Genomic DNA, 22,028 nt, shown 5'->3' on the forward strand with positions numbered 1-22,028 from the left:
GCAATCCATTGGCACCGCGCACTCGGTGACAGTGGATTGCTTCGTCGCGGAGCCTGTCATCGGGCGGCGCTTCGCGCCGACCCGTTGGCTCCTNAAAACAACAGACAGAATTTAACGGAGGATACGTAATGAACATTCGCTCCAACCCCGACACCACGCTCCCCGCCGTCACCACCGGCCCGCTCGCCTCGTCGCGAAAAATCTTCGCGACCCCCGATGCCGCGCCTGACCTGCGCGTGCCCTTGCGTGAGATCATCCTCTCGGAAGCCGCGGGCGAGCCGAACCTGCCGGTCTACGACACCTCGGGCCCCTACACCGATCCCTCCGTCACCATCGACGTCAACGCCGGCCTCTCCCGCAACCGTCTCGCTTGGGTCAAGGAACGCGGCGGTATCGAGGAGTATGAGGGCCGCGCCATCAAGCCGGAAGACAACGGCAATGTCGGCGCCTCGCACGCCGCAAAGGCCTTCACCGCGCATCACAAGCCGATCCGCGGCCTTGACGGCCACAAGATCACCCAGCTCGAATTCGCCCGCGCCGGCATCATCACCAAGGAGATGATCTACGTCGCCGAGCGCGAAAACCTCGGCCGCAAGCAGCAGCTCGAGCGCGCAGAGGCCGCATTGGCTGATGGCGAAAGCTTCGGCGCCTCGGTGCCCGCCTTCATCACCCCGGAGTTCGTCCGCTCCGAGATCGCGCGCGGCCGCGCTATCATTCCGTCCAACATCAACCACGCCGAACTCGAGCCGATGATCATCGGCCGCAACTTCCTGACCAAGATCAACGCCAATATCGGCAACTCCGCCGTCACCTCGTCGGTGGAGGAGGAAGTCGACAAGATGGTGTGGGCGATCCGCTGGGGCGCCGACACCGTGATGGACCTCTCGACCGGCCGCAACATCCACACGACGCGGGAATGGATCTTGCGTAACTCGCCGGTTCCGATCGGCACCGTGCCGATCTACCAGGCGCTGGAGAAGTGCGAAGGCGATCCGGTGAAACTGACCTGGGAGCTCTACAAGGACACGTTGATCGAGCAGTGCGAACAGGGCGTCGACTATTTTACCATCCACGCCGGTGTGCGCCTGCCCTACATCCACCTCACCGCCAACCGCGTCACCGGCATCGTCTCGCGCGGCGGCTCGATCATGGCGAAGTGGTGCCTGGCGCATCACAAGGAGAGCTTCCTCTATACGCATTTCGACGAGATCTGCGACCTCATGCGCAAGTATGACGTCTCGTTCTCGCTCGGCGACGGCCTGCGCCCCGGCTCGATCGCGGACGCCAACGACCGCGCGCAGTTCGCCGAACTGGAGACGCTCGGCGAGCTGACCAAGATCGCATGGGACAAGGGTTGCCAGGTGATGATCGAAGGCCCCGGCCACGTGCCGATGCACAAGATCAAGATCAACATGGACAAGCAGCTCAAGGAGTGCGGCGAAGCCCCGTTCTACACGCTTGGGCCGCTGACGACCGACATCGCGCCGGGCTACGACCACATCACGTCGGGGATTGGTGCGGCCATGATCGGCTGGTTCGGCTGCGCCATGCTCTGCTACGTCACGCCGAAGGAGCATCTGGGCCTGCCCGATCGCAACGACGTCAAGGTCGGCGTCATCACCTACAAGATCGCCGCCCATGCCTCCGATCTCGCCAAGGGCCACCCCGCCGCGCAACTGCGCGACGACGCCCTCTCCCGCGCCCGCTTCGACTTCCGCTGGACCGACCAGTTCAACCTCGGCCTCGATCCGGATACGGCCAAGAACTTCCACGACGAGACGTTGCCGAAGGAAGCCCACAAGGTCGCGCATTTCTGTTCGATGTGCGGCCCAAAGTTCTGCTCGATGAAGATCACGCAGGACGTGCGGGACTATGCGGCGACGCTGAACGACCCGGCGAGTGTCGGGATGTCCATAAGCGGCACCATCGAGGATGGAATGGCGGCGATGAGCCAGAAGTTCAAGGAGATGGGATCGAGCGTGTATCTGGATGCGGATAAGGTGAAGGAGAGCAACCGGGTGCTATGAGGACGGCGCACGCATCCAGAAAGCAATGACCGACAGCCTGACCGGTGTCTGGGACGGCACCTTTGTTCAGCAGCAGGTAGGAATGGTCACGTTTCTGGCGACGCTCATCGAAACCGGTGGCGCGCTCACGGGAAACGTGACCGAACCCTGCACCGTGCCCGGCTGCCCGATCAGCACCCACAACGCATCGATTGCGGGCCATCGATCCGGCAGCACCGTGTCCTTCGTCAAACGCTACGAGCCGCCCGGCCACGGCTACACCACCGTCTCCTATGAGGGCACGGTCAATGCCGAGGCCACGGAAATCGATGGGCGCTGGAAGCTGCCGGGCACCGCGGTTTCGGGGACGTTTTTGATGGTGAGGTCGAGCAAGCCTGCGGAGGCGGTTGCGGCCGAAGAACGGGCGAAGGAACCGGTACGGTAGAAAGTTCCCTTCCGCCCTCTCTAAATCATGACCGGACCTGACCGGGAGGTCTCGCGCAAGCCTGGCTTTCTTTCACACATCTCGCATTTACTTTTATACTACCTATAGTAGTATTATTGATTATTGCTCTTACTTGTAGCTCTTGGAGAATTGAAGATGATTGATCGATATTCGAAACTGACCCTGACAGTTATTGCTGCTGCACTGTCCGTAATTGCGGGCCAACAGCTCTTCCAGACAGCAGTTGCGCAGGACGGCGCAGCGTGTGGAACGACCACGCCGTGTATGGTCGTCAATGCTTATTGGGACGACAATTCTTACAGATGGAAGCGATGCGACACTGGCGATAGGGCCTGCTACGTAGTCGCAGTCAAAAAGTGACTATGATCCTCACAAGTCTTGCTGAGCATGCATAGCCCGGATGAGCGAAGCGAAATCCGGGTCCAATACTGCGCTCATGCGGACTACGACCGTGCCGGCCATGCTGCGCAATACGGTTGTGGTGTTCGGCAGCGAGCGTTTTCTGGTGAAGGCGACCGGCAAGGAATGGGCGGTCGATTGGATGCAGGTGCACGAGGTGCGGGACGGGCGGATCGTCCGGTTTCGCGAATATACGGATACGGCCGCGATCGCGGAGGCCTATGCCTGATAGTTTCGCCAACGCGTGTACTCGAGCCGATTAGATTACCTTGACTTGTACGTTGGCCCGACCAAAAATGTTCGTAGAGCTGCATTTCCGCTCAGCTCTGGGGACGAGGGGCGTTGTGAAATTTCTGAATGTCGCGTCGGCTCGATCCGCGCGTGTGCTTGCTGCTGGGCTGGCACTCAATCTGCTCACCGCCTGCTCGGCAGTCCACAATCAAACCGTTGGGGCTGCCGCAACTTTTGTCCCCGCCCCGCCCAGGGCCGGCTACGCAACTGTGTACATTGGACGCCCCTTTACCTTTCACACCAGCGTATTTGCGCTTCCTATCGAGGTCGATGGCAAGCGGCTGACGTCGCTTCCTCCCGGGCAGTATGCGACTGTCGAGCTGCCACCCGGCCGGCACAGCGTTGGTTCGCCAAACGAGTATTGGACACGCGTCATCTCGGGAGTACCGCATCCCGCCGAATTCGTGGTGGAGGCAGGAAAGTCCTACTACCTGCTGCCCAAGCGCTGGGGCGAAGATTCCGGTTATAGCTACACGATGGTCGGATCGGTCGTCGTCCCGCAGAAGACCGCGGTCGCTCACAGTACGTTTTCAGTACAGGCCGCTGCAGCGAACGACGCGCCGCCACCCGAATTCAGGCAACTCAACTTCGCCAAGGCTCAATAGCGGAGCGTAGTCCGGGTGGACGCGGCAACATCCGGGGGTTGTGTTCGCTGTGCAGATCGCCACGTTACGCAGAACGAATTTCCCGAAATGATAACAAGCCACCTTGTCGATACCCAGCCTGCTGCATAAACGCGCCCGATGGTTTGTAGCTCTGGCATGGCTGCTGCTGGTGCTGTCCGTTCTTGCCTACTTCATTGTAGGCATCGGCTCGGCGATCAATGCTCGCTATCACCCGCAGCATGAGTGGGTAAGCTACGATCGCGCGCTCGTTCATTTGCTTCAATGGGTTTTCTGGATTGCCGCGGCGGCTGCCGTAGGCTCGTCGCTCGCGCTGGTCCTGCGCAGGCGCGTTGCAACGTCGGCGTTTGTCGTCGCGTGCTGGGTCGGGCTCGTTATCGGCGGCACGGTGTATCTGAATTCTGTGCCCAGAGGTCCTCAACATTTCGACAGATACGCCGGAGAAATGCACTTCCGAATCCCTTGGCAATTCGGTCCAGAGGGGTACTCCAACGGCGTCGACATGTTTTTGTGCCTGGACACCCTGTCGGGTCGGTACGATGAGGCGTGCAGGCATGGAAGACAAAGCCAGCTCTCGATCTATCCCGCGATGGATCGCTTCATGGGCTTCGTTGCGGAAACGCCCTGGCAACGCCATCCGGAAAAATTCGCCGCGGCCGGCGTTCAGAGCGGGCATCAAGCCTATGTCCAGTCCATCCCTGCGGAAGGGCGTCGACCGGGGCTGACGCTCTATTACTTTCTGCGGAGCGATCCCGAAGGGAAGACACTTCGTACCGTCGAGTGCTTCGAGTCCGGTGGCTGCAATCACCATACAAGGCTGGAACGCTACATACTCTATTACACCGCCCCACGAACTGCCCTGCCCCAGTGGGAAGAGATGGATCGCAAGCTGAAATCACTCGTGGATTCGTGGGTCGTGCCATAGCTCACAGCAAGCGTAATCCGGATGAGCGATCCGTTGGCTCATGCTGTCTACGCGCTGATCGTGATATGGAACTGGAGCAGCGATCGCATCAACAACCACGAGCGGTGGCTATGTATCCCTATGTTCGCAGGCTCAACTTGAAAATTACGAGGCCCCTGCGCACGCGATTATCTGCCTGCTACCGAGCATATACTTCAGGGTGTATTGATTAATCTACAAAACTTTCCCGTGCTTATTAATCTTTCGTTAACCATTCGCGCCCACGCTTCCCTGCGGCTGGAGGGCTTGTGATTCCTGATGTTTCTGCTCCGCGTTTCGGAGCAAGCGTCGATCGGGAGGTGTTGATGCCCTGGGAATATTTTGACGTATATCTTGGCACGGACTGTGTTCCGGTAACCGAAATTCCGCTTTCGGATTCGCAAATCCGCCCACCCCACGAGATCGTGCCGATGCTGATCGGCTCGACGGTCGAGGCGATCGAACGCGAGCTCGTGCTGCAGACGCTGGCGCGCTGCCACGGCAATCGCACCCACGCCGCGCGCCTGCTCGGGCTTTCGGTGCGCACGATGCGCAACAAGATCAAGCAGTATGCGACCGATGGCGCCGAAATACCCGCGCACAATTAGGGCGTAGGCTGAGCAAAGCGACCTTGTCCCGCCGCGGCTTGGGGAGCGAAGGCGGAAGCGTGCCCACCATCACGAGCGCGGCGTGAACTGGTGGGCACGGCGCTTCCAGCGCCTTTGCCCACCCTACGGCTACGGAGTGCGTACTGATTGCCCTTCGCGCGAGCGCATTTACGCCCGCGCGTGCGACAAGCTTGGCACGAGGGGCAAATCACTTCGGATTTTCAGAAATCGTGTCAAGCCCGGGAATCAAAAATATTCCGCTTTCGTNCCGCATAACTCCGCCCATCTCACGGCAGATGAGGGGCGCTTCGCGATCGTCACGAACGTGCGGTGAGATGCGATGGACGCTGAATGCGCGCTAGACGTACGCGCAAGGCAGCGTACGGCGAAGTCGTGTGGTCCTGGCGTCGCGGTGCTGGCGTTAAGTTGGCGGTTGCGCATCGATCCAAATGGATCGAGCGCGGTGTCCCGCCGATGACGGAGGCAAGAAAGCCGTTCTCCGGGGAGAGCTCGTTATAAGCCGTAAAGCCATTGCGCAGGGAAGGCCGGGATGCTCCCGCTGTACCTNGCTCTTCGTGTGCACCCTGCACGCGAGACCGCGGGTGCGGCAAGCACCCGGTCTTCCCTGCGCCCTCTGTTCTCGGAGGGCAAACGAAGATGCAACCTCGGGCAGAACATGTCGCGAGATCGCGAAGTCATACTCCGCTGTCATCCCCCGCGAAGGCGGGGAACCCCAGTATTCCAGAGACGCCGGTGATTGAATCGAGGAACCGCGGCGTATTGGATCCCCGCATGCGCGGGGATGACGGTGGTTCGTTGCGGCGCTACCTCATAGGCAACGACTATACCTCGTCGCACAATCGGGCGGCACGATGCGCCTATTTGAAAATCAAATTGCGAAGTCACACTTCAATTATTTTTTTGTTTACCCGTCGAGATTGAAATGACGATGACTTATTTTCGACGCACGGAACGCCAAGAGATGAATTGAGATCGCGGAGTCGCAATAAAGATAAAGTCCGTGGCGGGGAAAGGGAAAACGTGGGTGAACTCCTGGGCTCGTTAGCATTTTCTCTGATCATCATCGCGCTGATCGCCGGCGCCTGGGCCTGGATTACGACGCTGTTCAGGAAAGGGATGATGGCGCTGCTCGGTTTCGACCGGATCTGCGTCCAGCAGTTCGAGACCGTGTTGCTCTACCGGAACGGGCGTTTTGAAAGAGCCCTCAACCCCGGCCCGCACCGCATCCGCACCGGCAGCCGTCAACTCGTGCGGATCGATCTGCGCCCGGAGGTGTTCCGGTTCAAGCAAGGCGCCGTCTCCGCCGACCGCTTTGCCCTCAACCTCATCTACGTCGTGCGGACCCAGATCATCGCCCCCCAAGCCTCGTTCGAAAGCACGCAGAGCTACCGGGACGAGGTCTGCATGCGCCTGCAATCGGTGGTGAAGGCGGTGTGCAGCCGCAAAACCCGCCTCGAAATCCAGATGGACCACCAGACCTTCAGCAACAGCGTCCAGAAGGCGGCCAGCCAGGTGTTTCGCTCGATCGGTTGCGAATGCCTGACCTTCGAGCTGATGCAGGTCGATATCACCGGCCTCGCCGTCGAGCTGGACAACAGGCGAGCCGGCGTAGCGGTGCATGCGCCCGTGGCCGTGGGTGAGAAAAGCGCGTTCGCTGCAATGTGAGTGATCGCGCCGGGTCCGACGGCCGATCGATCGTGCGCGCTGCAGCCGGTCGGGTGCCCGGAGTACCGTTGGGCCGTTACGGCACCGGACAGGAGGCGGCCCATGCTGCGCCGCTCCCGATTTCGATTGGATAATTCTACACCGGCGCGCCGGGCCGTATCGCGATGCCGGTACAGACTTGAGGGCCTGCGCAGCTCATCTGCGCAAGCCGAATGGCTTTCGGGATTGCACAAATGGCCGCAATGCCCAATTTTCCCGTATCGTCATTCATCCGGACATCCCTGACATGAGCCAGACCAAACTGTTCGAGCCCCTCAAGCTTGGCCCGATTACGCTGCCGAACCGCCTCGCGATGGCGCCGCTGACCCGCAACCGCGCGGTGCCTCCCGGCATGGTGCCGAGCCCGCTCGCGGTCGACTATTACGGCCAGCGCGCCTCGGCCGGATTGCTCATCACCGAGGCCAGCCAGGTCTCGCAGCAGGGCCAGGGTTATCAGGATACGCCCGGCATCTATTCCAAGGAGCAGGTCGAAGGCTGGCGCAAGATCACCGACCGCGTGCATGAAAAAGGCGGCCGCATCTTCATCCAGATCTGGCATGTCGGCCGCATCTCGCACACCACGCTGCAGCCCGGCGGCGGCAAGCCGGTGGGGCCGTCAGCGATCCGCGCTAAGGGCAAGACCTTCGTCAACGGCACCTTCACCGAAATCTCCGAGCCGCGTGCACTGGAGCTGTCGGAAATTCCAGGGATCATCGACGACTTCAAGCGCGGCACCGAGAATGCGCTGGCGGCCGGTTTCGACGGCGTCGAGATCCACGGCGCCAACGGCTATCTGCTCGACCAGTTCGCGAAAGACGGCGCCAACAAACGCGCCGACGCTTACGGTGGCGGAATCGAGAACCGCGCCAAACTGATGCTGGAAGTCTCGAAGGCGGTCGCCGCGGTCGCCGGCCCCGAGCGCACCGGCATCCGCATCTCGCCGGTGACGCCGGCCAACGATGTTTCCGACTCAAATCCGCAGCCGCTGTTCGATCACATCGTCGATGGGCTCAACGCGCTGAAGCTCACCTATATTCACGTCATCGAAGGCGCCACCGGCGGCCCGCGCGACAACGCGCCGTTTGACTACGCATCCCTGCGCAAGCGATTCAGCGGCGCCTATGTCGCCAATAACGGCTACGACTTCGATCTCGCGACAAAGGTGCTCGAAGCCGGCGCCGCCGATCTGATCGCGTTCGGAAAACCGTTCATCTCGAACCCGGATCTGGTCGAGCGTCTGAAGAAGGGCGCGCCGCTGAACGAGTGGGACAAGAATACGTTCTACGGCGGCGGCGCCAAGGGCTACACGGATTATCCGACGCTAGGAGCAGCGCAAGCGGCGGAGTAAAAGCACGACGCCCTCTCCCCGTCATTGCGAGCCAACGGGTCGCGCGAATGCGCGCCCGATGACNNNNGCGAAGCAATCNNCTGCTTGCCGAGGCATGGATTGCTTCGTCGCTTCGCTCCTCGCAATGACGGTGGTTAGATCGCTCCCGGCCCCTCCCCGGCACCAACCTCACGCCGACGCCCGCTTGCCTCCCTCGCTCGCCACCATCCGCTCGACGATGCGCCGCATTCGCTGGGGCGCCGCATCGATCGCAAGCCGGATCGATTTAGCGTTGGGCCGCGCCTGCGCGACCTCTTCGATACGCTCCAGAATCTCCTTGTCCTCGTTGAAGGCGATCCGGAAATCGGCATGCAGGCGCTGATCGGTCTCGGAATCGTCGAGCGCGAAATTGCGGACATGGAGCCAGTGGTCGATGCAGACATGCTCGTCCACCGGTGTAATGAAGTGGCAGGCAAAGATCCGCAATCCCGCGCCGCGGTCCTCTGGTCTTGCAATCGCACCGGCGTCCGCGCTGCCGAAATCGATCACCGCGATGCAGGGCGCGACATAGTCGTAATAGTGCCAGCGGTCCACATTGCCGCTGAAATTGCCGTATTTGGCAAACAGCGGAATCGCCGGCGCGTCCCTGATCCAGCGCCACACCAGCACGCCGCGCTCGCCAAACGTATGCTCGACCGGAATCTCCTCACTCGCCGCATTGCCCAGCGTCGACAGGTGCACGAAGCTGACATGCGCGGGATCGCAGAGATTGTCGGCGAGGTTGAGGTAGTTGGTGTCAATCCACAGCGCGTCGCCCTCGGCCGCGTGCCAGCCGGCCTGGCCGAACTGCGGAAGATCGTAGATCAGCGACGGATCGGCCAGCGCGGGATCGCCGGGCCAGATCCATACCAGTCCCATCCTCTCCTGCAGCGGATAGGACGGCACCCGCGCATTCGGCGGAATGGTCGGCTGCCCGGGAATGCGGACGCAGCGTCCGTCACGGCCGAAGGTCATGCCGTGATAGCCGCATTCGATGGCGTCGCCCTTGAGCTTGCCCATCGAGAGCGGCGCGAACCGATGCGGACACATGTCGTCCAGCGCGACCGGCTCGCCGGCCTCGCTGCGATAGACGACGAGATCCGCGCCGAGAATACGATGGCGCGACAAGGCGCGCGTCACGTTGCGCGACCAGGTGAGCGGGTACCAGGTATTGCGGGGAGCGAGCAGATTCATGGCATGAAATCCGAATTGTCAGTTCTTCAGTTTGGCCAGCACTTCGGCGTCGGCGGGCTGGAAGTCGGCGCCGTCGACATAGCGCCAGTCGGTCATCACCCCCTGCCCGTCCCGCACCGCGAGCTTGCCGATATAGACGCCCATGGTCGACTGGTGGTCGATGGCACGGAAGGCGATGTTGCCGACGGGTGTGTCCGCCTTCAGTTGCTCGGTGGCCTTGATCAAATCGTCGGCCTTGGTCGAGCCGGCGCTCTCGATCGCCTTCGCCAGCATGATCGTGTTGATGTAGCCGATCAGCGCGCCGATGTTCGGCGTCTCCTTGAAGCGGCCGACATAGGCCTTGAGGAACGCGTCATGCGCCGGCGTCTTGATCTCGCCTGGGGGATAGCCGGTGACCAGCCATCCGGCCGGCGCCTCGTCCTTGAGCGGCGCCAGATATTCGGGCTCGCCGGCAAGAATGCTGACGACGGCGCGGTTCGCAAAGGCGTTGCGGGTCGTGCCCTCGCGCACGAGCTTGGCGAGATCGGAGCCGAAGGTCGCGTTGAACACCGCTTCGGGATTGGCCGCCGACATCGCCTGCACGATCGCCCCGGCATCGACCTTGCCGAGCGGCGGCCATTGCTCGGAGACGAACTCGACATCCGGGCGCAGCCGCGTCAATTCGCGCTTGAAGCCTGCCACGGCCGCCTGGCCGAACTCGTAGTTCGGCGCGATCGTCGCCCAGCGCCGCGCCGGATATTTGGCAGCCTCCTTCGCCAGGATGGAAGCCTGGGTGTAAGTGCTCGGCCGCAGCCGGAAGGTATAGCGGTTCCCCTTCTCCCAGATCAGCGCATCCGTCAGCGGCTGCGACGCCAGAAAGTAGATCTGCTTCTGCCTGGCGAAGTCGGCGACCGCAAGCCCGACATGAGAGAGGATGGTACCGGTCAGGAGATCGACCTGTTCCGCCTCGACGAGTTGCGCCGCCGCGGTGATCGCGACATCGGGCTTGCCGGCGTCGTCCCGGGAAATGATCTCGAGCTTGCGGCCGAGCACGCCGCCCTTGCCGTTGATCTCGTCGCGGGCGAGTTCCCAGCCCTGGCGATAGCCGCGGGTGCCGATCGGAAGCGCCGAATAACTGGAAATCTCCCCGATCTTGATCGGCGGCGGGTCGGCCGCGAGGGCTGTGCCGCCGGCTGCGACCCAAGCAAGTACGACCAGTTGCAAGGCACCTGACAACCGCATGCCACCCTCCGCCATTGGGGATCAGCTTATGTATGTAGTACTTACTACATATCGAATACCCGCTTAGAGGGATTGTCAACGGCCAAAAAACGGCAGGGCTTGCCAAAAAGCAGGCAGGGCCCATCCTGCCGAATGTGATTTGCGAAGGTGCGCCATGGCGAACGAGACAGAAGCTTCCGGACGCGAGCCCAGTGCTCGCGCGCGAACGGCAGCCCCGCGCAAGAAGACGGCAAAACCCCGCCGGCGGACGCGAGCGCCGGACCAGACGCGCGAGGCACTATTGCGCGCGGCGGTCGCCGAATTCGCCCGCGAAGGCTATGGCGGCGCCCGTGTCGATCGCATCAGCAAGGCGGCCAGGAGCAACGACCGCATGCTCTATTACTATTTCAAGAGCAAGGAGAAGCTGTTCCACCATGTGATCGAGCATTGCTATGCCGATCTCGTCTCGCGCGAGGAGGCGCTTGACCTCGACTTCGCCCGGCCGCGCGAGGCGCTCGCCGCCCTCGTCGCGTTCAACTGGAACTACTATTGGGAGCATCCGGAGCTGCTAAGCATCCTCGCTTCCGAAAACCTGTTCAAGGGACGCCACGTCAAAAACAACATCCGCCGCAGCTTCGCCAACACACAACTCGGCATGCTCAACCGGGTGATCGAAGGCGGGATCAAGCTCGGCATTTTCAAACCGGATTGCGACAGCTTCCATATCTACCTCTCGATCCTGTCGCTGACCTATTTCTACCGCGCCAATCTCTACACGCTGTCGAGCTACATGCAGATCGACCTTGCCGAGGATGGCCGGCGGAAAGCCTGGCTCGCACATGTGCAGGCGATGATCGACGATCTGGTGCGGCGGAGGGATTGAGGGGCGTAAGCAGAGGCGCTCCCTCGTCCGTCATTGCCTGCGACAAACGCGAAGCGTTTGTGCAAGGGAGCGAAGCGANCTTCAGCAAGCGGCGAGATGGATTGCTTCCGCCTTCGCTAGAGCTACGGCGGACAAGTCGCTCCGCTCGCAATGACGGCAGGCACGAAAAAGGCCGGGATCGCTCCCGGCCTTTCGTTTATCTCCGCTCGTCACGCCCCGCGAATGCGGGGCATCCGATAACCGCGGCCGTCAGAAGCGAAAGGCCGCGGCGTACCGGACCGTCCGAGGACGATGACGCCGGGGGATCACTTCGCCTCGGCGCGCTTGGGCGGGGTGGCCGGCCACGACTTCACCAGCGTGTCGTAGTCGACGGTTTCGCCCTTCGGCTTTTCGTTCGCCAGCTTGCGCTGGGGAGCGACGTTGCCGTCCTTTTCGGACTTCTTGAACCAGAACTCGGCCGTCTCCTTCTTGTTCAGCTTCGGCCCGCAGGCGCCCTGCACGCCGGACTTCTCAAGACGTTCGAGCACCGAGTCCTGCGCTGCGGCCAGCGCATCCATCGCCGCCTGCGGGGTCTTCGCACCGGACGACGCATCGCCGATGTTCTGCCACCACAATTGCGCGAGCTTCGGATAGTCAGGTACGTTGTTGCCGGTCGGGGTCCACTGCACGCGCGCGGGCGAACGGTAGAACTCGATCAGGCCGCCGAGCTTCGGCGCGCGCTCAGTAAAGGACTTATCCCAGATGTCGGATTCACGCACGAAGGTGAGACCGACATGGCTCTTCTTCAAGCTGACCGTCTTGGAGTTGATGAACTGCAGATAGAGCCAGGCTGCCTTGCGGCGATCGGGCGGGGTCGACTTCAACAGCGTGGCGGAGCCGGCGTCCTGGTAGCCGAGCTTCATGCCCTCTTTCCAGTACGAGCCGTGCGGCGACGGCGCCATGCGCCATTTCGGCGTGCCGTCCGCGTTCACGACTGCAATACCCGGCTTCACCATGTCGGCGGTGAAAGCGGTGTACCAGAAGATCTGCTGGGCGATGTTGCCCTGCGCCGGCACCGGACCTGCTTCGGAGAAGGTCATGCCTTGCGCCTGCGGCGGGGCATACTTCTTCATCCACTCGAGATACTTGACGATCGAATAGACCGCCGCCGGGCCGTTGGTGTCACCGCCACGCTCGACGGACGAGCCGACGGGACGGCAGCCTTCCATGCGGATACCCCATTCATCGACCGGCTTGCCGTTCGGGATGCCCTTGTCGCCGTTGCCGGCCATCGACAGCCACGCGTCGGTGAAACGCCAGCCAAGCGAGGGATCCTTCTTGCCATAGTCCATGTGGCCATAGACCTTGACGCCGTTGATCTCCTTGATGTCGTTGGTGAAGAACTCGGCGATGTCTTCATAGGCCGACCAATTCACGGGAACGCCGAGATCGTAGCCATACTTGGCCTTGAACTTGGCCTTGTATTCCGGATTGGAGAACCAGTCGTAGCGGAACCAATAGAGGTTCGCGAACTGCTGGTCAGGAAGCTGATAGAGCTTGCCGTCCGGACCCGTGGTGAAGGATTTGCCGATGAAGTCGTTGACGTCGAGCTGCGGATTGGTGACGTCCTTGCCCTCGCCGGTCATGTAGTCCGACAGGATCACGGTCTGGCCGTAGCGGAAGTGGGTGCCGATCAGGTCGGAGTCATTGATCCAGCCATCATAGACGTTCTTGCCGGACTGCATCTGGGTCTGCAGCTTTTCGACGACGTCACCTTCCTGGATCAGGTCATGCTTGACCTTGATGCCGGTGATTTCGGTGAAGGCTTTCGCCAGGGTGCGCGATTCATATTCATGCGTCGTGATTGTTTCCGAGACGACGTTGATTTCCATTCCCTTGAAGGGTGCGGCGGCCTTTTCAAACCACTGCAGCTCCTTCAGCTGGTCCGCCTTCGACAGCGTCGAGGGCTGGAATTCGCTGTCGATCCACCTCTGATTGGTGGCGTCGTCCGCATGCGCGGGTGCCGCAATGGTCACGGAAGCCGCGATCAGCGCAGCCGCGCTGGTCATCGTCAGAAAGCTCTCCTTGGTCAACGGACCATTCCTTCCTCTCAAGCGTCGCATGTTGGATCCTCCGGTTGCAGCGACAAACACAAATTCAGGCCCGGGTTGATCCCGGATCTGCTCTTTTTCGCTTCCTAGACGGTGCGGAAAATCGCAACGGCCGAGACAAGCGAAATCAGGGTTGCGAGCCACAGGCTCGAAATCTCAACGCCCTCCCCGATCGGCAACGTGGCGATCGGATCGGTGCCGACAAAGGCGATCCACAGCAAATGGATGACGGCAGCCAGCACCAGCGAAATGAAAAGCCGGTCACCACGCGTGGTCGGAATGCGCAAGACACCGACGCGCTCGGCTTCGGGATAGGCGACGGCGAGCCAGGTCATGACGCCGAGCGTCAGCGCCAGCATCACGAAGAAGATCGCGGTCGGCAGCGTCCATGCCATCCATGCGATGTGTTCCATGGCTACACCCGTCCCAGCGCGAAACCGCGCGCGATGTAGTTGCGGACGAACCAGATCACCAGCGCGCCGGGGATGATGGTGAGTACGCCGGCGGCGGCCAAAAGCCCCCAGTCCATGCCGGCGGCGGAGACCGTGCGCGTCATGATCGCCGAGATCGGCTTGGCGTTGACCGACGTCAGCGTTCGCGCCAGCAGCAATTCGACCCAGGAGAACATGAAGCAGAAGAACGCCGCGACGCCGATGCCGCTGGCAATCAGCGGCACCAGGATCTTGGCGAAGAAGCGCGGGAACGAATAGCCGTCGAGGAATGCGGTTTCGTCGATCTCGCGCGGCACGCCCGAGACGAAGCCTTCGAGGATCCACACTGCAAGCGGCACATTGAAGATGCAGTGCGCCAGCGCGACCGCCCAGGGCGTATCGAACAGGTTGATCGCCGAATAGAGGTTGAAGAACGGCAGCGCGAACACCGCCGCCGGCGCCATGCGGTTCGACAGCAGCCAGAAGAACAGATGCTTGTCGCCGAGGAAGCGGTAGCGCGAGAAGGCATAGGCCGCCGGCAGCGCCACCGCGATCGAGATCACGGTGTTGATCAGGACGTAAGTCAGCGAGTTGATATAGCCGGAGTACCAGCTCTCGTCGGTGAAGATGCGCTTGTAGTTCTCCAGCGTGGGCTGGTGCGGCCACAGCGTCATGGTGGTGACGATCTCGGTATTGGTCTTGAAGCTCATGTTGACGAGCCAGTAGATCGGCAGCAGCAGGAAGATCAGGAACACCACCATGATGATGCGACGGCCGGGAATCGTGTTCATCACGCGGCTCCCTTTTTCTCGGGGCGCTCGGCCCCGGCGTTGGTCATAACAGTGTAGAACACCCAGCACACGATCAGGATGATCAGGTTATAGACCAGCGAAAGTGCTGCCGCCTTTCCGAGGTCGAACTGCCCGAGCGCGATCTTGACCAGCTCGATCGAGACAAAGGTGGTGGAATTGCCGGGACCGCCGCCGGTGACGACGAACGGCTCGGTGTAGATCATAAAGCTGTCCATGAAGCGCAGCAGCACCGCGATCAGCAGCACGCGGTTCATCTTGGGCAGCTGGATCGCCTTGAACACCGCCCAGCGCGAGGCGCCGTCGATCTGCGCCGCCTGGTAATAGGCGTCGGGGATCGACTTCAAGCCGGCATAGCACAACAGCGCGACGAGGCTGGTCCAGTGCCAGACGTCCATCACGATGACGGTGGCCCAGGCATCGAACTCGTTGGAGACGTAATTATAGTCGATGCCGAGACTGTTCAGCGTATAGCCGAGCAGACCGATGTCGGGCCGGCCGAAAATCTGCCAGATCGTTCCGACCACGTTCCACGGAATCAGCAACGGCAGCGCCAGGATGACGAGGCAGACGGCGACGGTCCAGCCCTCGCGCGGCATCGACAGCGCCACGACGATGCCGAGCGGCACCTCGATCGCCAGGATGATGGCGGAGAACAGCAGGTTGCGGCCGAGCGAAGCCAGGAAGCGGCCACCGAGATCGGTCGAGGGATCGAGCAGCTCCTTGAACCAGCCGACGCCGTTCCAGAAGAACTGATTGTTGCCGAACGTGTCCTGCATCGAATAGTTCACGACCGTCATCAGCGGCAGGATCGCGGAGAACGCGACCACCGCGAATACCGGCAGCACCAGGAACCAGGCTTTCTGGTTGATGGTCTTGTCCATCAGGCAACCCCCTCGACCAGACGGCTGTCGGCATACACATGAACATGGGCGGGATCGAACACGAGCCCGACCGAGTTGTCGGACGCGGAGAATCCCGGCGGCACGCGCGCGGCGAATTTGGCATCGCCGATCCGCACGCGGGCAAAACGCGCCCGGCCGAGGTCATCGATGCGCTCGATATTGGCCGCCAGCAGGCCCGACGCGGGAGCGGCGATATTGACGAATTCCGGCCGCACGCCGATCTCGATCTTCGCGCCCGCCGGCAGCACGCCGTAATTGCGGTGCAGGCCGATGACGTGGCCATCGATCCGCGCCTCGTGCCCGCTCACGACAGCCGGCACGATGTTCATGCCGGGCGAGCCGATGAAATAGCCGACGAAGGTATGCGCGGGCTTGTCGAACAGTTCGGCCGGCGTACCGCTCTGCACCACGCGGCCGTCATGCATGACGACGACGGTGTCGGCAAAGGTCAGCGCCTCGGTCTGGTCATGGGTGACATAGATCATCGTGAGGTCGAGCTCGCGATGCAGCGCCTTGAGCTTCGAGCGCAACTGCCATTTCAGCTCGGGATCGATCACCGTCAACGGCTCGTCGAACAGCACGGCGGCGACGTCGGAGCGGACGAGGCCGCGGCCGAGCGAAATCTTCTGCTTGGCGTCGGCGGTCAGGCGCGTCGCCTTGCGGTCGAGATAAAACGTGAGGTCCAGGAGATCGGCGATCTGCCTCACCCGCGCCTCGACCTCGGCCTTCGGCACGCCGCGATTCTGCAGCGGGAATGCGAGGTTCTGCCCGACCGTCATGGTGTCGTAGATCACCGGAAACTGGAACACCTGCGCGATATTGCGCTTCTGGGTTGACAGCGGTGTGATATCGGCGCCGTCGAACAGGATCTTTCCGCGCGACGGCGTGACGATGCCGGAAATCAGATTCAGCAGGGTGGTCTTGCCGCAGCCGGAGGGGCCGAGCAGCGCATAGGCGCCACCCTGCCGCCAGGTCATGGTGACAGGCTTCAGCGCGAATGATTCCGGCGGCGCATCATTGCCGCTGTAGGAGTGCGCTAGATCGACGAGATCAATGCGGGCCATGTCGCATCTTCCTCAAGCGCTCGACCTTTTTGCTGCGTTTTCTTCACGCGAAGCGCGATGCCCTTCGCTTGAAAACGCTTTGCCCGGCGCGGCGACCAGACGGTCGGCGGCGTCGAACACGAAGACATTGTCGGGATCGAGCACGGCATCGAGCACATGGCCGGGCTCGTATTCATGCACGCCCGGCAGCACCGCAACCCAGTTCGACGCATCGCGATTGAGATGCACAAAACTTTCCGAACCGGTGATCTCGGTCACGGTGACGGTGGCGTGAAAGGCGTGGCGGCCGGCGACGCCGTTGGCCACTTCGAGCTGATGGGCGCGGAAGCCGACGCGATACGGGCCGTCGGCAAGCTGCGCGTAGAGCCCAGTGGCCGGCGCCTGGATGCCGCCGGCATACTGCACGGAACCATTCTTCTTTTCGATACCGACGATGTTGAGCGGCGGATCGGAGAACACCTGCGCCACCCGCAGCGTGTCGGGCTGGCGATAGACTCTTGAGGTGTCGCCGGCCTGCAGAACCTGACCTTCCCACATGCAGACGGTATTGCCGCCGAGCAGCAGAGCTTCCGAGGGTTCGGTCGTCGCATAGACGAAGATCGAGCCCGACGCCTCGAAGATGCGCGGCAATTCGGCGCGCAGCTCCTCGCGCAGCTTGTAATCGAGGTTGGCAAGCGGCTCGTCGAGCAGAACGAGGTCGGCGCCCTTGACGAGTGCGCGCGCGATCGCCGTGCGCTGCTGCTGGCCGCCGGAAAGCTGCAATGGCGTGCGCTTCAGATAAGGCTCGAGCCGCAGCAGCTTCGCGGCTTCCTGGACCCGCCGGTCGATTTCCTCACGCGGCCTGCCCTGCACCCGCAGGGGCGAAGCGATGTTCTCGTAAACCGTCAACGAGGGATAGTTGATGAACTGCTGATAGACCATCGCGACCGAGCGCCGCCGCACATCGGCGCCGGTGACGTCATTGCCGTCGACCAGCACGCGGCCAGTCGCAGGCTTATCCAGACCGGCGAGCAGCCGCATGATCGACGTCTTGCCCGACAGCGTCGGTCCAAGCAGCACACTCAGCGTGCCGCGTTCCAGCGTCAGCGAGACGTCGCGAATGGTCGCCATGCCATCCACGGTTCGCGTGACATGTTCGAGCGTGACGCTCATGGCCGCCCTCCCGCTTCACGCAAGGGACGTTCGCCGGAGCCGCTGTTGGCCTTGATCCATTCGTCGAGCACGGCGATTTCGTCTGATGACAGCCGTAGGCCGAGCTTGGACCTCCGCCACACCACGTCTTCGGCGCTGCAGGCCCATTCGTTCGAAATCAGATAACGAACCTCGCTTTCGGTCAGCGTAGCGCCAAACGACTGGCCGAGGTCGGCGAATGACTTCGCATTGCCGAGCAATTTTGTCGCACGCGTGCCATAGGCATGCGCGAGCCGGTTGGCGTGGGCGGGCTCGAGGAACGGATATTTCCGCGTCAGTTCCGCCGTCAGCGCAGCGACCGCGGAAACGTCCATGTCGCCGCCGGGCAGCGGCGCCTTACCGGTCCACCCATCTTTCTCTTTCGCACTGCGCAGGTAGGGCGCGAGCCGCTCCAGCGCCTCTTCCGCCAGACGACGATAGGTCGTGATCTTGCCGCCATAGATCGACAGCAGCGGCGCGCCGCCGGGCGTATCGAGTTCGAACACGTAGTCGCGGGTCGCCGCTTTCGCTTCGCTGGCGCCATCGTCATAGAGCGGGCGGACGCCGGAATAAGTCCACACGACATCCGCGGGCAGCACCGGCTTTTTCAGGTACTCGCTGGCCGACGCACAGAGATATTGAATCTCCTCGGGGCTAGCCTTTACCTTGGCCGGATCGCCGTCATAGTCGCGATCGGTGGTGCCGATCAGCGTGAAGTCGTCCTGATAGGGAATGACGAAGATGATGCGGCCATCCGCATTCTGGAACATGTAGGCGCGGTCGTGATCGTAGAGCTTGCGCACGACGATGTGGGAGCCCTGCACCAGCCGCACTTTTGCGCGCGCGTTGACGCCCGAGCCCGACGAGAGCACCTGCTCGACCCACGGGCCGCCGGCATTGACCAGCGCGCGCGCCTGGATGGTGGTGCGCACGCCGCTGATCATGTTCTCGACGGTGAGGTGCCAGATGCCCTCAACCTGCCTGATCTCGACCGCGCGCGAGCGGGTCTGGATTTCCGCGCCACGGTCCGCCGCATCGCGCGCAGTCAGCACGACGAGACGCGCGTCATCGACGAAGCAGTCGGAATATTCGAAACCGCGCTTGTAGCGGTTGGCGATCAAGGGTTTGCCCACTTCGTCATGGACGAGATCGACCGAACGGGTGGGCGGCAGCAGGTGGCGGCCGCCAATATGGTCGTACAGGAATAACCCTAGCCTGAGCAGCCAGGCTGGGCGCAGGCCTGAATGGTGCGGCAAAACGAAACGAAGGGGCCTGATAATGTGGGGCGCGATCTGCCAGAGAATTTCCCGCTCGATGAGCGCCTCGCGGACCAGACGAAACTCGTAATATTCAAGATAGCGCAAGCCGCCATGCACGAGCTTGGTCGACCAGGATGACGTCCCGCTCGCCAAGTCATTCATTTCACAAAGGAAAACGGAATTGCCCCGGCCCACCGCGTCGCGCGCGATGCCGCAGCCATTAATACCGCCTCCGATAATGGCGAGGTCGAATATCCGATCCAACAGACGCTTCCCCGGCGATCGCCTCTTCACTTCGGCGATTTTACTTTCGGATGGGAGTTAATCACAAACAAAAACGAAAGCAAGACGAAAGCGAAGTGAAAGTGGAACCGGGCGTGGAGAATTCTCGCTGCTGATTTGGAGCGGGGCTGGCAGCCGGGCTTTCATCCTTCGAGACGGCGCTTGGCGCCTCCTCAGGATGAGGTCTGACATGTGCACCGTTGAGAATCTCAGACCCTCATGGTGAGGAGCCGCGTAGCGGCGTCTCGAACCATGTGGCCGAGCTGACAGTACGCGACGCTGCTACTTCAACCGCACCAGTGAAGCGGTCTCACCCGTGTCACTCGGCTCGTCGATATCCGCCGCCGGCTTGTCCATCGCCTCGACCACCTCGATGCCGCGGTGGTGGCAGATGTTGGCAAGACTTGCCGGCAGCGGCGCGTCGGTGACAAAAGTCTGAATCTGGCTGAGATGGGCGATGCGCACCGGCGCGCTGCGGCGAAGCTTGGTCGAGTCCGCGACCAGCATGACGCTGCGCGCATTGGCGATGATGGCTTGGGCCGCCTGCACTTCGCGATAGTCGAAGTCGAGCAGCGCGCCCTCCTCGTCGATCGCGGATGCGCCGATGATGGCGTAATCGACCTTGAACTGGCCGATCAGGCTGATCGCGGTCGAGCCGATCACCGCGCCATCGGCGCGGCGCACCGCGCCACCCGCCACGATCACCTCGATGCGCGGATGCCGATAGAGCAGCATCGCGACGTTGAGGTTGTTGGTGATGACGAGCAGATCTTCGTGCGAGGTCAGCGCGCTGGCGACTTCTTCGGTCGTGGTTCCGATGTTGATGAACAGCGAGCAGCCGTTCGGAATCCGCGACGCCGCGGCAATGCCGATCGCCCGCTTCTCCTCCGCCGCCACGAAGCGCCGCGCCTCGTAGGCGAGGTTTTCGACGCCGGAGGCGATGATCGCGCCGCCATGGATACGGGTCAGCGAGCGCTGGTCGCAGAGGTCGTTGAGGTCCTTGCGGATGGTCTGCGCCGAGACCTCGAAGCGTTTGGCGAGGTCTTCCACCATCACCCGGCCAAAGGCGCGGGCGATGTTGAGGATTTCAGTCTGGCGGTGGGACAGTCCGGCCATGGCGGCACCCTTGGATACTTTGGGGCACAACGACAGTTTGAGGCACAAAGTTGCCGTCATGGTGCGGCTGATTGGCGCCGCGGTCAACGAGGGAGATCGGCCGCACGGGGAGCCGGCGGGCCGAAACAGGGAAACTGGTTAAGGCAAGCGAAGTGGTACGCGGCGCTCGACAAAACGACAGATGGCTGAAAGAGTGCCGCACAACTCAAAAAATGGAGGAAACCATGAACATCGATCGACGTCAGCTCGCCCTGCCCGCACTCGCGCTTGGGCTCCTGAGCGTCGTCCCCGCCTTTGCCGGTGCGGACGAGGATGCCGTCGCGAAGAATGTCGAAACCTTCCGCGCGGGACAGGCTGCCGGCAATGCCGAGGCAATCGCCTCGCTCTGCGCCGACGACCTTAGTTACAGCCACTCGAACGCCAAGGTCGACACCAAGGCGTCGCTTCTCGATGGCATCGCCAAGGCCAACTACAAATGGACGTCGCTCGAATACAAGGATCCCACGATCCGCGTCGTCGGCCCGACCGCCATCGTGCGCTTCAACTTCGTCGGCGAGCAGGAGTTCACCGACGGCAAGAAGACGCCGCAGAACCTGCACATCCTGATGAACTGGCAGAAGCAGGGCAACGACTGGAAACTGCTGTCGCGGGCAGCCACCAAGCTCTGACCGCTGCACACGACCGGCGCTGGCGGTTAGGCCGCCAGCGTCACCCCGCTGACGAGCTCCCGTGCGGCACGCTCAGCCTCTCGCGCGTTGCGAAATATCCGCCCTTCCAGCTGGTTGAAACGGTGCGAGGCGGCGAAGAAGCAAAAGCCGCCAGGCGTGCGCACGACAATCCCCGCCGGCTGTGAGCCGACTTCGATAATGTAAGTGTCCGACATGACCCAGCCTCTGATTTCTTCCGGGCTTACAACAAGTTGCAGGGCCAATTGTTCCCGCTTCACCGTTGCGTCGTGAGGCCAAATTATGTCAAAGCTGGACGCGGAATACGCAAGCGAATCGTCCAATGGCCGGAGAACTGACATGATGCCGAAATTCGCGCTCTCGATCGTGGTCGCCCTTGCGGTTTGCGCGCCGCTCCAGGAGGCTGCGGCGCAGGAAAGCACGCTCGGTGGCGCGCTGTTCGGCGGCGCTGCGGGCGCGATCGTTGGCGGCGCGCTGGGTGGCAGCCGCGGGGCCGCGATCGGCGCCATCGT

Annotated in this window: 22 protein-coding genes; 11 read left to right on the forward strand and 11 right to left on the reverse strand. The window is 62.1% G+C overall.

The annotated features are described in order from the left end of the window. Nucleotides 1-128 precede the first annotated feature (128 nt). The 8 genes from thiC (at nucleotide 129) to CQ14_RS19725 (ending at nucleotide 8,409) form a co-directional block, all read left to right on the forward strand. Nucleotides 129-2,027: a phosphomethylpyrimidine synthase ThiC gene (gene thiC, locus CQ14_RS19690; protein WP_057859509.1), complete on the forward strand. Its 1,899-nt coding sequence runs from the start codon at nucleotides 129-131 to the stop codon at nucleotides 2,025-2,027. Between the two features lie 25 nt (nucleotides 2,028-2,052). After that, nucleotides 2,053-2,451 carry a hypothetical protein gene (locus CQ14_RS19695; protein ID WP_057859510.1) on the forward strand — a complete coding sequence of 133 codons (399 nt, stop codon included), beginning with the start codon at nucleotides 2,053-2,055 and terminating at the stop codon, nucleotides 2,449-2,451. Nucleotides 2,452-2,908: 457 nt separating this feature from the next. Continuing rightward, on the forward strand, nucleotides 2,909-3,100 hold the full coding sequence (locus CQ14_RS19700; RefSeq protein ID WP_156435179.1) for a nuclear transport factor 2 family protein: 192 nt from the start codon (nucleotides 2,909-2,911) through the stop codon (nucleotides 3,098-3,100). 115 nt (nucleotides 3,101-3,215) lie between these two features. Further along, nucleotides 3,216-3,767 (forward strand): DUF2846 domain-containing protein, encoded by a 552-nt coding sequence (locus CQ14_RS19705; RefSeq protein ID WP_199805569.1) that lies wholly within the window; start codon nucleotides 3,216-3,218, stop codon nucleotides 3,765-3,767. A gap of 103 nt (nucleotides 3,768-3,870) precedes the next feature. Then, nucleotides 3,871-4,710 (forward strand): hypothetical protein, encoded by an 840-nt coding sequence (locus CQ14_RS19710; protein WP_057859513.1) that lies wholly within the window; start codon nucleotides 3,871-3,873, stop codon nucleotides 4,708-4,710. Between the two features lie 344 nt (nucleotides 4,711-5,054). After that, the gene (locus CQ14_RS19715; RefSeq protein WP_057859514.1) at nucleotides 5,055-5,336 is read left to right on the forward strand and encodes a helix-turn-helix domain-containing protein; all 282 of its coding nucleotides are present in this window, start codon (nucleotides 5,055-5,057) and stop codon (nucleotides 5,334-5,336) included. 1,041 nt (nucleotides 5,337-6,377) lie between these two features. After that, on the forward strand, nucleotides 6,378-7,022 hold the full coding sequence (locus CQ14_RS19720; RefSeq protein ID WP_057859515.1) for an SPFH domain-containing protein: 645 nt from the start codon (nucleotides 6,378-6,380) through the stop codon (nucleotides 7,020-7,022). Nucleotides 7,023-7,308: 286 nt separating this feature from the next. After that, a complete protein-coding gene (locus CQ14_RS19725) occupies nucleotides 7,309-8,409 on the forward strand; it encodes an alkene reductase (protein WP_057859516.1) in 1,101 nt (366 codons plus the stop codon). A gap of 168 nt (nucleotides 8,410-8,577) precedes the next feature. Here the strand turns inward: CQ14_RS19725 and CQ14_RS19730 are convergent, their stop codons facing one another. Both CQ14_RS19730 and CQ14_RS19735 read right to left on the reverse strand, forming a co-directional pair. After that, on the reverse strand, nucleotides 8,578-9,621 hold the full coding sequence (locus CQ14_RS19730; protein ID WP_057859517.1) for an aromatic ring-hydroxylating dioxygenase subunit alpha: 1,044 nt from the start codon (nucleotides 9,619-9,621) through the stop codon (nucleotides 8,578-8,580). Nucleotides 9,622-9,639: 18 nt separating this feature from the next. Continuing rightward, nucleotides 9,640-10,842, reverse strand: coding sequence for an ABC transporter substrate-binding protein (locus CQ14_RS19735; protein WP_156435181.1), 1,203 nt, complete (start codon nucleotides 10,840-10,842; stop codon nucleotides 9,640-9,642). Nucleotides 10,843-10,996: 154 nt separating this feature from the next. Here CQ14_RS19735 and CQ14_RS19740 point away from each other — a divergent pair, with 154 nt between their 5' ends. After that, entirely contained in the window at nucleotides 10,997-11,704 is a 708-nt protein-coding gene (locus CQ14_RS19740) for a TetR/AcrR family transcriptional regulator (protein WP_057859519.1), read from the forward strand. Between the two features lie 305 nt (nucleotides 11,705-12,009). Here CQ14_RS19740 and CQ14_RS19745 read toward each other — a convergent pair whose 3' ends face one another. From CQ14_RS19745 to CQ14_RS19780, 8 genes are all read right to left on the reverse strand, one after another. Then, the gene (locus tag CQ14_RS19745; RefSeq protein ID WP_199805570.1) at nucleotides 12,010-13,752 is read right to left on the reverse strand and encodes an ABC transporter substrate-binding protein; all 1,743 of its coding nucleotides are present in this window, start codon (nucleotides 13,750-13,752) and stop codon (nucleotides 12,010-12,012) included. Between the two features lie 128 nt (nucleotides 13,753-13,880). Further along, nucleotides 13,881-14,207 (reverse strand): DUF2160 domain-containing protein, encoded by a 327-nt coding sequence (locus tag CQ14_RS19750; RefSeq protein WP_057859521.1) that lies wholly within the window; start codon nucleotides 14,205-14,207, stop codon nucleotides 13,881-13,883. 2 nt (nucleotides 14,208-14,209) lie between these two features. Further along, a complete protein-coding gene (locus CQ14_RS19755) occupies nucleotides 14,210-15,016 on the reverse strand; it encodes a carbohydrate ABC transporter permease (protein WP_057859522.1) in 807 nt (268 codons plus the stop codon). Next, nucleotides 15,016-15,918: a carbohydrate ABC transporter permease gene (locus CQ14_RS19760; protein ID WP_057859523.1), complete on the reverse strand. Its 903-nt coding sequence runs from the start codon at nucleotides 15,916-15,918 to the stop codon at nucleotides 15,016-15,018. The genes CQ14_RS19755 and CQ14_RS19760 overlap by 1 nt, the downstream gene beginning before the upstream one ends. Beyond that, complete coding sequence (locus CQ14_RS19765) at nucleotides 15,918-17,003, reverse strand: ABC transporter ATP-binding protein (protein ID WP_057859524.1); 1,086 nt, start codon at nucleotides 17,001-17,003, stop codon at nucleotides 15,918-15,920. The genes CQ14_RS19760 and CQ14_RS19765 overlap by 1 nt, the downstream gene beginning before the upstream one ends. Before the next feature lie 12 nt (nucleotides 17,004-17,015). Beyond that, complete coding sequence (locus tag CQ14_RS19770) at nucleotides 17,016-18,155, reverse strand: ABC transporter ATP-binding protein (RefSeq protein ID WP_057859525.1); 1,140 nt, start codon at nucleotides 18,153-18,155, stop codon at nucleotides 17,016-17,018. Beyond that, on the reverse strand, nucleotides 18,152-19,696 hold the full coding sequence (glpD, locus tag CQ14_RS19775) for a glycerol-3-phosphate dehydrogenase (protein ID WP_057859526.1): 1,545 nt from the start codon (nucleotides 19,694-19,696) through the stop codon (nucleotides 18,152-18,154). Before glpD ends, CQ14_RS19770 begins: the two co-directional genes overlap by 4 nt. 300 nt (nucleotides 19,697-19,996) lie before the next feature. Beyond that, nucleotides 19,997-20,830 (reverse strand): DeoR/GlpR family DNA-binding transcription regulator, encoded by an 834-nt coding sequence (locus CQ14_RS19780; protein ID WP_057859527.1) that lies wholly within the window; start codon nucleotides 20,828-20,830, stop codon nucleotides 19,997-19,999. Between the two features lie 224 nt (nucleotides 20,831-21,054). Between CQ14_RS19780 and CQ14_RS19785 the strand changes: the two genes are divergently transcribed. Beyond that, nucleotides 21,055-21,498, forward strand: coding sequence for a nuclear transport factor 2 family protein (locus CQ14_RS19785; RefSeq protein ID WP_057859529.1), 444 nt, complete (start codon nucleotides 21,055-21,057; stop codon nucleotides 21,496-21,498). 26 nt (nucleotides 21,499-21,524) lie between these two features. Here CQ14_RS19785 and CQ14_RS19790 read toward each other — a convergent pair whose 3' ends face one another. Then, a complete protein-coding gene (locus CQ14_RS19790) occupies nucleotides 21,525-21,713 on the reverse strand; it encodes a hypothetical protein (protein ID WP_057840733.1) in 189 nt (62 codons plus the stop codon). A 145-nt stretch (nucleotides 21,714-21,858) separates the two neighbouring features. Between CQ14_RS19790 and CQ14_RS48565 the strand changes: the two genes are divergently transcribed. Next, on the forward strand, nucleotides 21,859-22,028 hold a 170-nt coding region (locus tag CQ14_RS48565), incomplete at its 3' end, for a YMGG-like glycine zipper-containing protein (RefSeq protein WP_488230448.1).

Origin of the sequence: Bradyrhizobium lablabi (genome assembly GCF_001440475.1) — a bacterium.
Lineage (GTDB): Bacteria > Pseudomonadota > Alphaproteobacteria > Rhizobiales > Xanthobacteraceae > Bradyrhizobium > Bradyrhizobium lablabi.

What these genes read in the sequence shown, in the direction of transcription:
- CQ14_RS19765 (WP_057859524.1), bottom strand. Translation starts at nt 17,003, where the DNA reads ATGGCCCGCATTGATCTCGTCGATCTAGCGCACTCCTACAGCGGCAAT.
- CQ14_RS19790 (WP_057840733.1), bottom strand. Translation starts at nt 21,713, where the DNA reads ATGTCGGACACTTACATTATCGAAGTCGGCTCACAGCCGGCGGGGATT.
- CQ14_RS19700 (WP_156435179.1), top strand. Translation starts at nt 2,909, where the DNA reads ATGCGGACTACGACCGTGCCGGCCATGCTGCGCAATACGGTTGTGGTG.
- CQ14_RS19715 (WP_057859514.1), top strand. Translation starts at nt 5,055, where the DNA reads ATGCCCTGGGAATATTTTGACGTATATCTTGGCACGGACTGTGTTCCG.
- CQ14_RS19725 (WP_057859516.1), top strand. Translation starts at nt 7,309, where the DNA reads ATGAGCCAGACCAAACTGTTCGAGCCCCTCAAGCTTGGCCCGATTACG.
- CQ14_RS19745 (WP_199805570.1), bottom strand. Translation starts at nt 13,752, where the DNA reads ATGACCAGCGCGGCTGCGCTGATCGCGGCTTCCGTGACCATTGCGGCA.
- CQ14_RS19750 (WP_057859521.1), bottom strand. Translation starts at nt 14,207, where the DNA reads ATGGAACACATCGCATGGATGGCATGGACGCTGCCGACCGCGATCTTC.
- CQ14_RS19755 (WP_057859522.1), bottom strand. Translation starts at nt 15,016, where the DNA reads ATGAACACGATTCCCGGCCGTCGCATCATCATGGTGGTGTTCCTGATC.
- CQ14_RS19760 (WP_057859523.1), bottom strand. Translation starts at nt 15,918, where the DNA reads ATGGACAAGACCATCAACCAGAAAGCCTGGTTCCTGGTGCTGCCGGTA.
- CQ14_RS19780 (WP_057859527.1), bottom strand. Translation starts at nt 20,830, where the DNA reads ATGGCCGGACTGTCCCACCGCCAGACTGAAATCCTCAACATCGCCCGC.
- CQ14_RS19735 (WP_156435181.1), bottom strand. Translation starts at nt 10,842, where the DNA reads ATGCGGTTGTCAGGTGCCTTGCAACTGGTCGTACTTGCTTGGGTCGCA.
- thiC (WP_057859509.1), top strand. Translation starts at nt 129, where the DNA reads ATGAACATTCGCTCCAACCCCGACACCACGCTCCCCGCCGTCACCACC.
- CQ14_RS19740 (WP_057859519.1), top strand. Translation starts at nt 10,997, where the DNA reads ATGGCGAACGAGACAGAAGCTTCCGGACGCGAGCCCAGTGCTCGCGCG.
- CQ14_RS19770 (WP_057859525.1), bottom strand. Translation starts at nt 18,155, where the DNA reads ATGAGCGTCACGCTCGAACATGTCACGCGAACCGTGGATGGCATGGCG.
- CQ14_RS19730 (WP_057859517.1), bottom strand. Translation starts at nt 9,621, where the DNA reads ATGAATCTGCTCGCTCCCCGCAATACCTGGTACCCGCTCACCTGGTCG.
- CQ14_RS19695 (WP_057859510.1), top strand. Translation starts at nt 2,053, where the DNA reads ATGACCGACAGCCTGACCGGTGTCTGGGACGGCACCTTTGTTCAGCAG.
- CQ14_RS19785 (WP_057859529.1), top strand. Translation starts at nt 21,055, where the DNA reads ATGAACATCGATCGACGTCAGCTCGCCCTGCCCGCACTCGCGCTTGGG.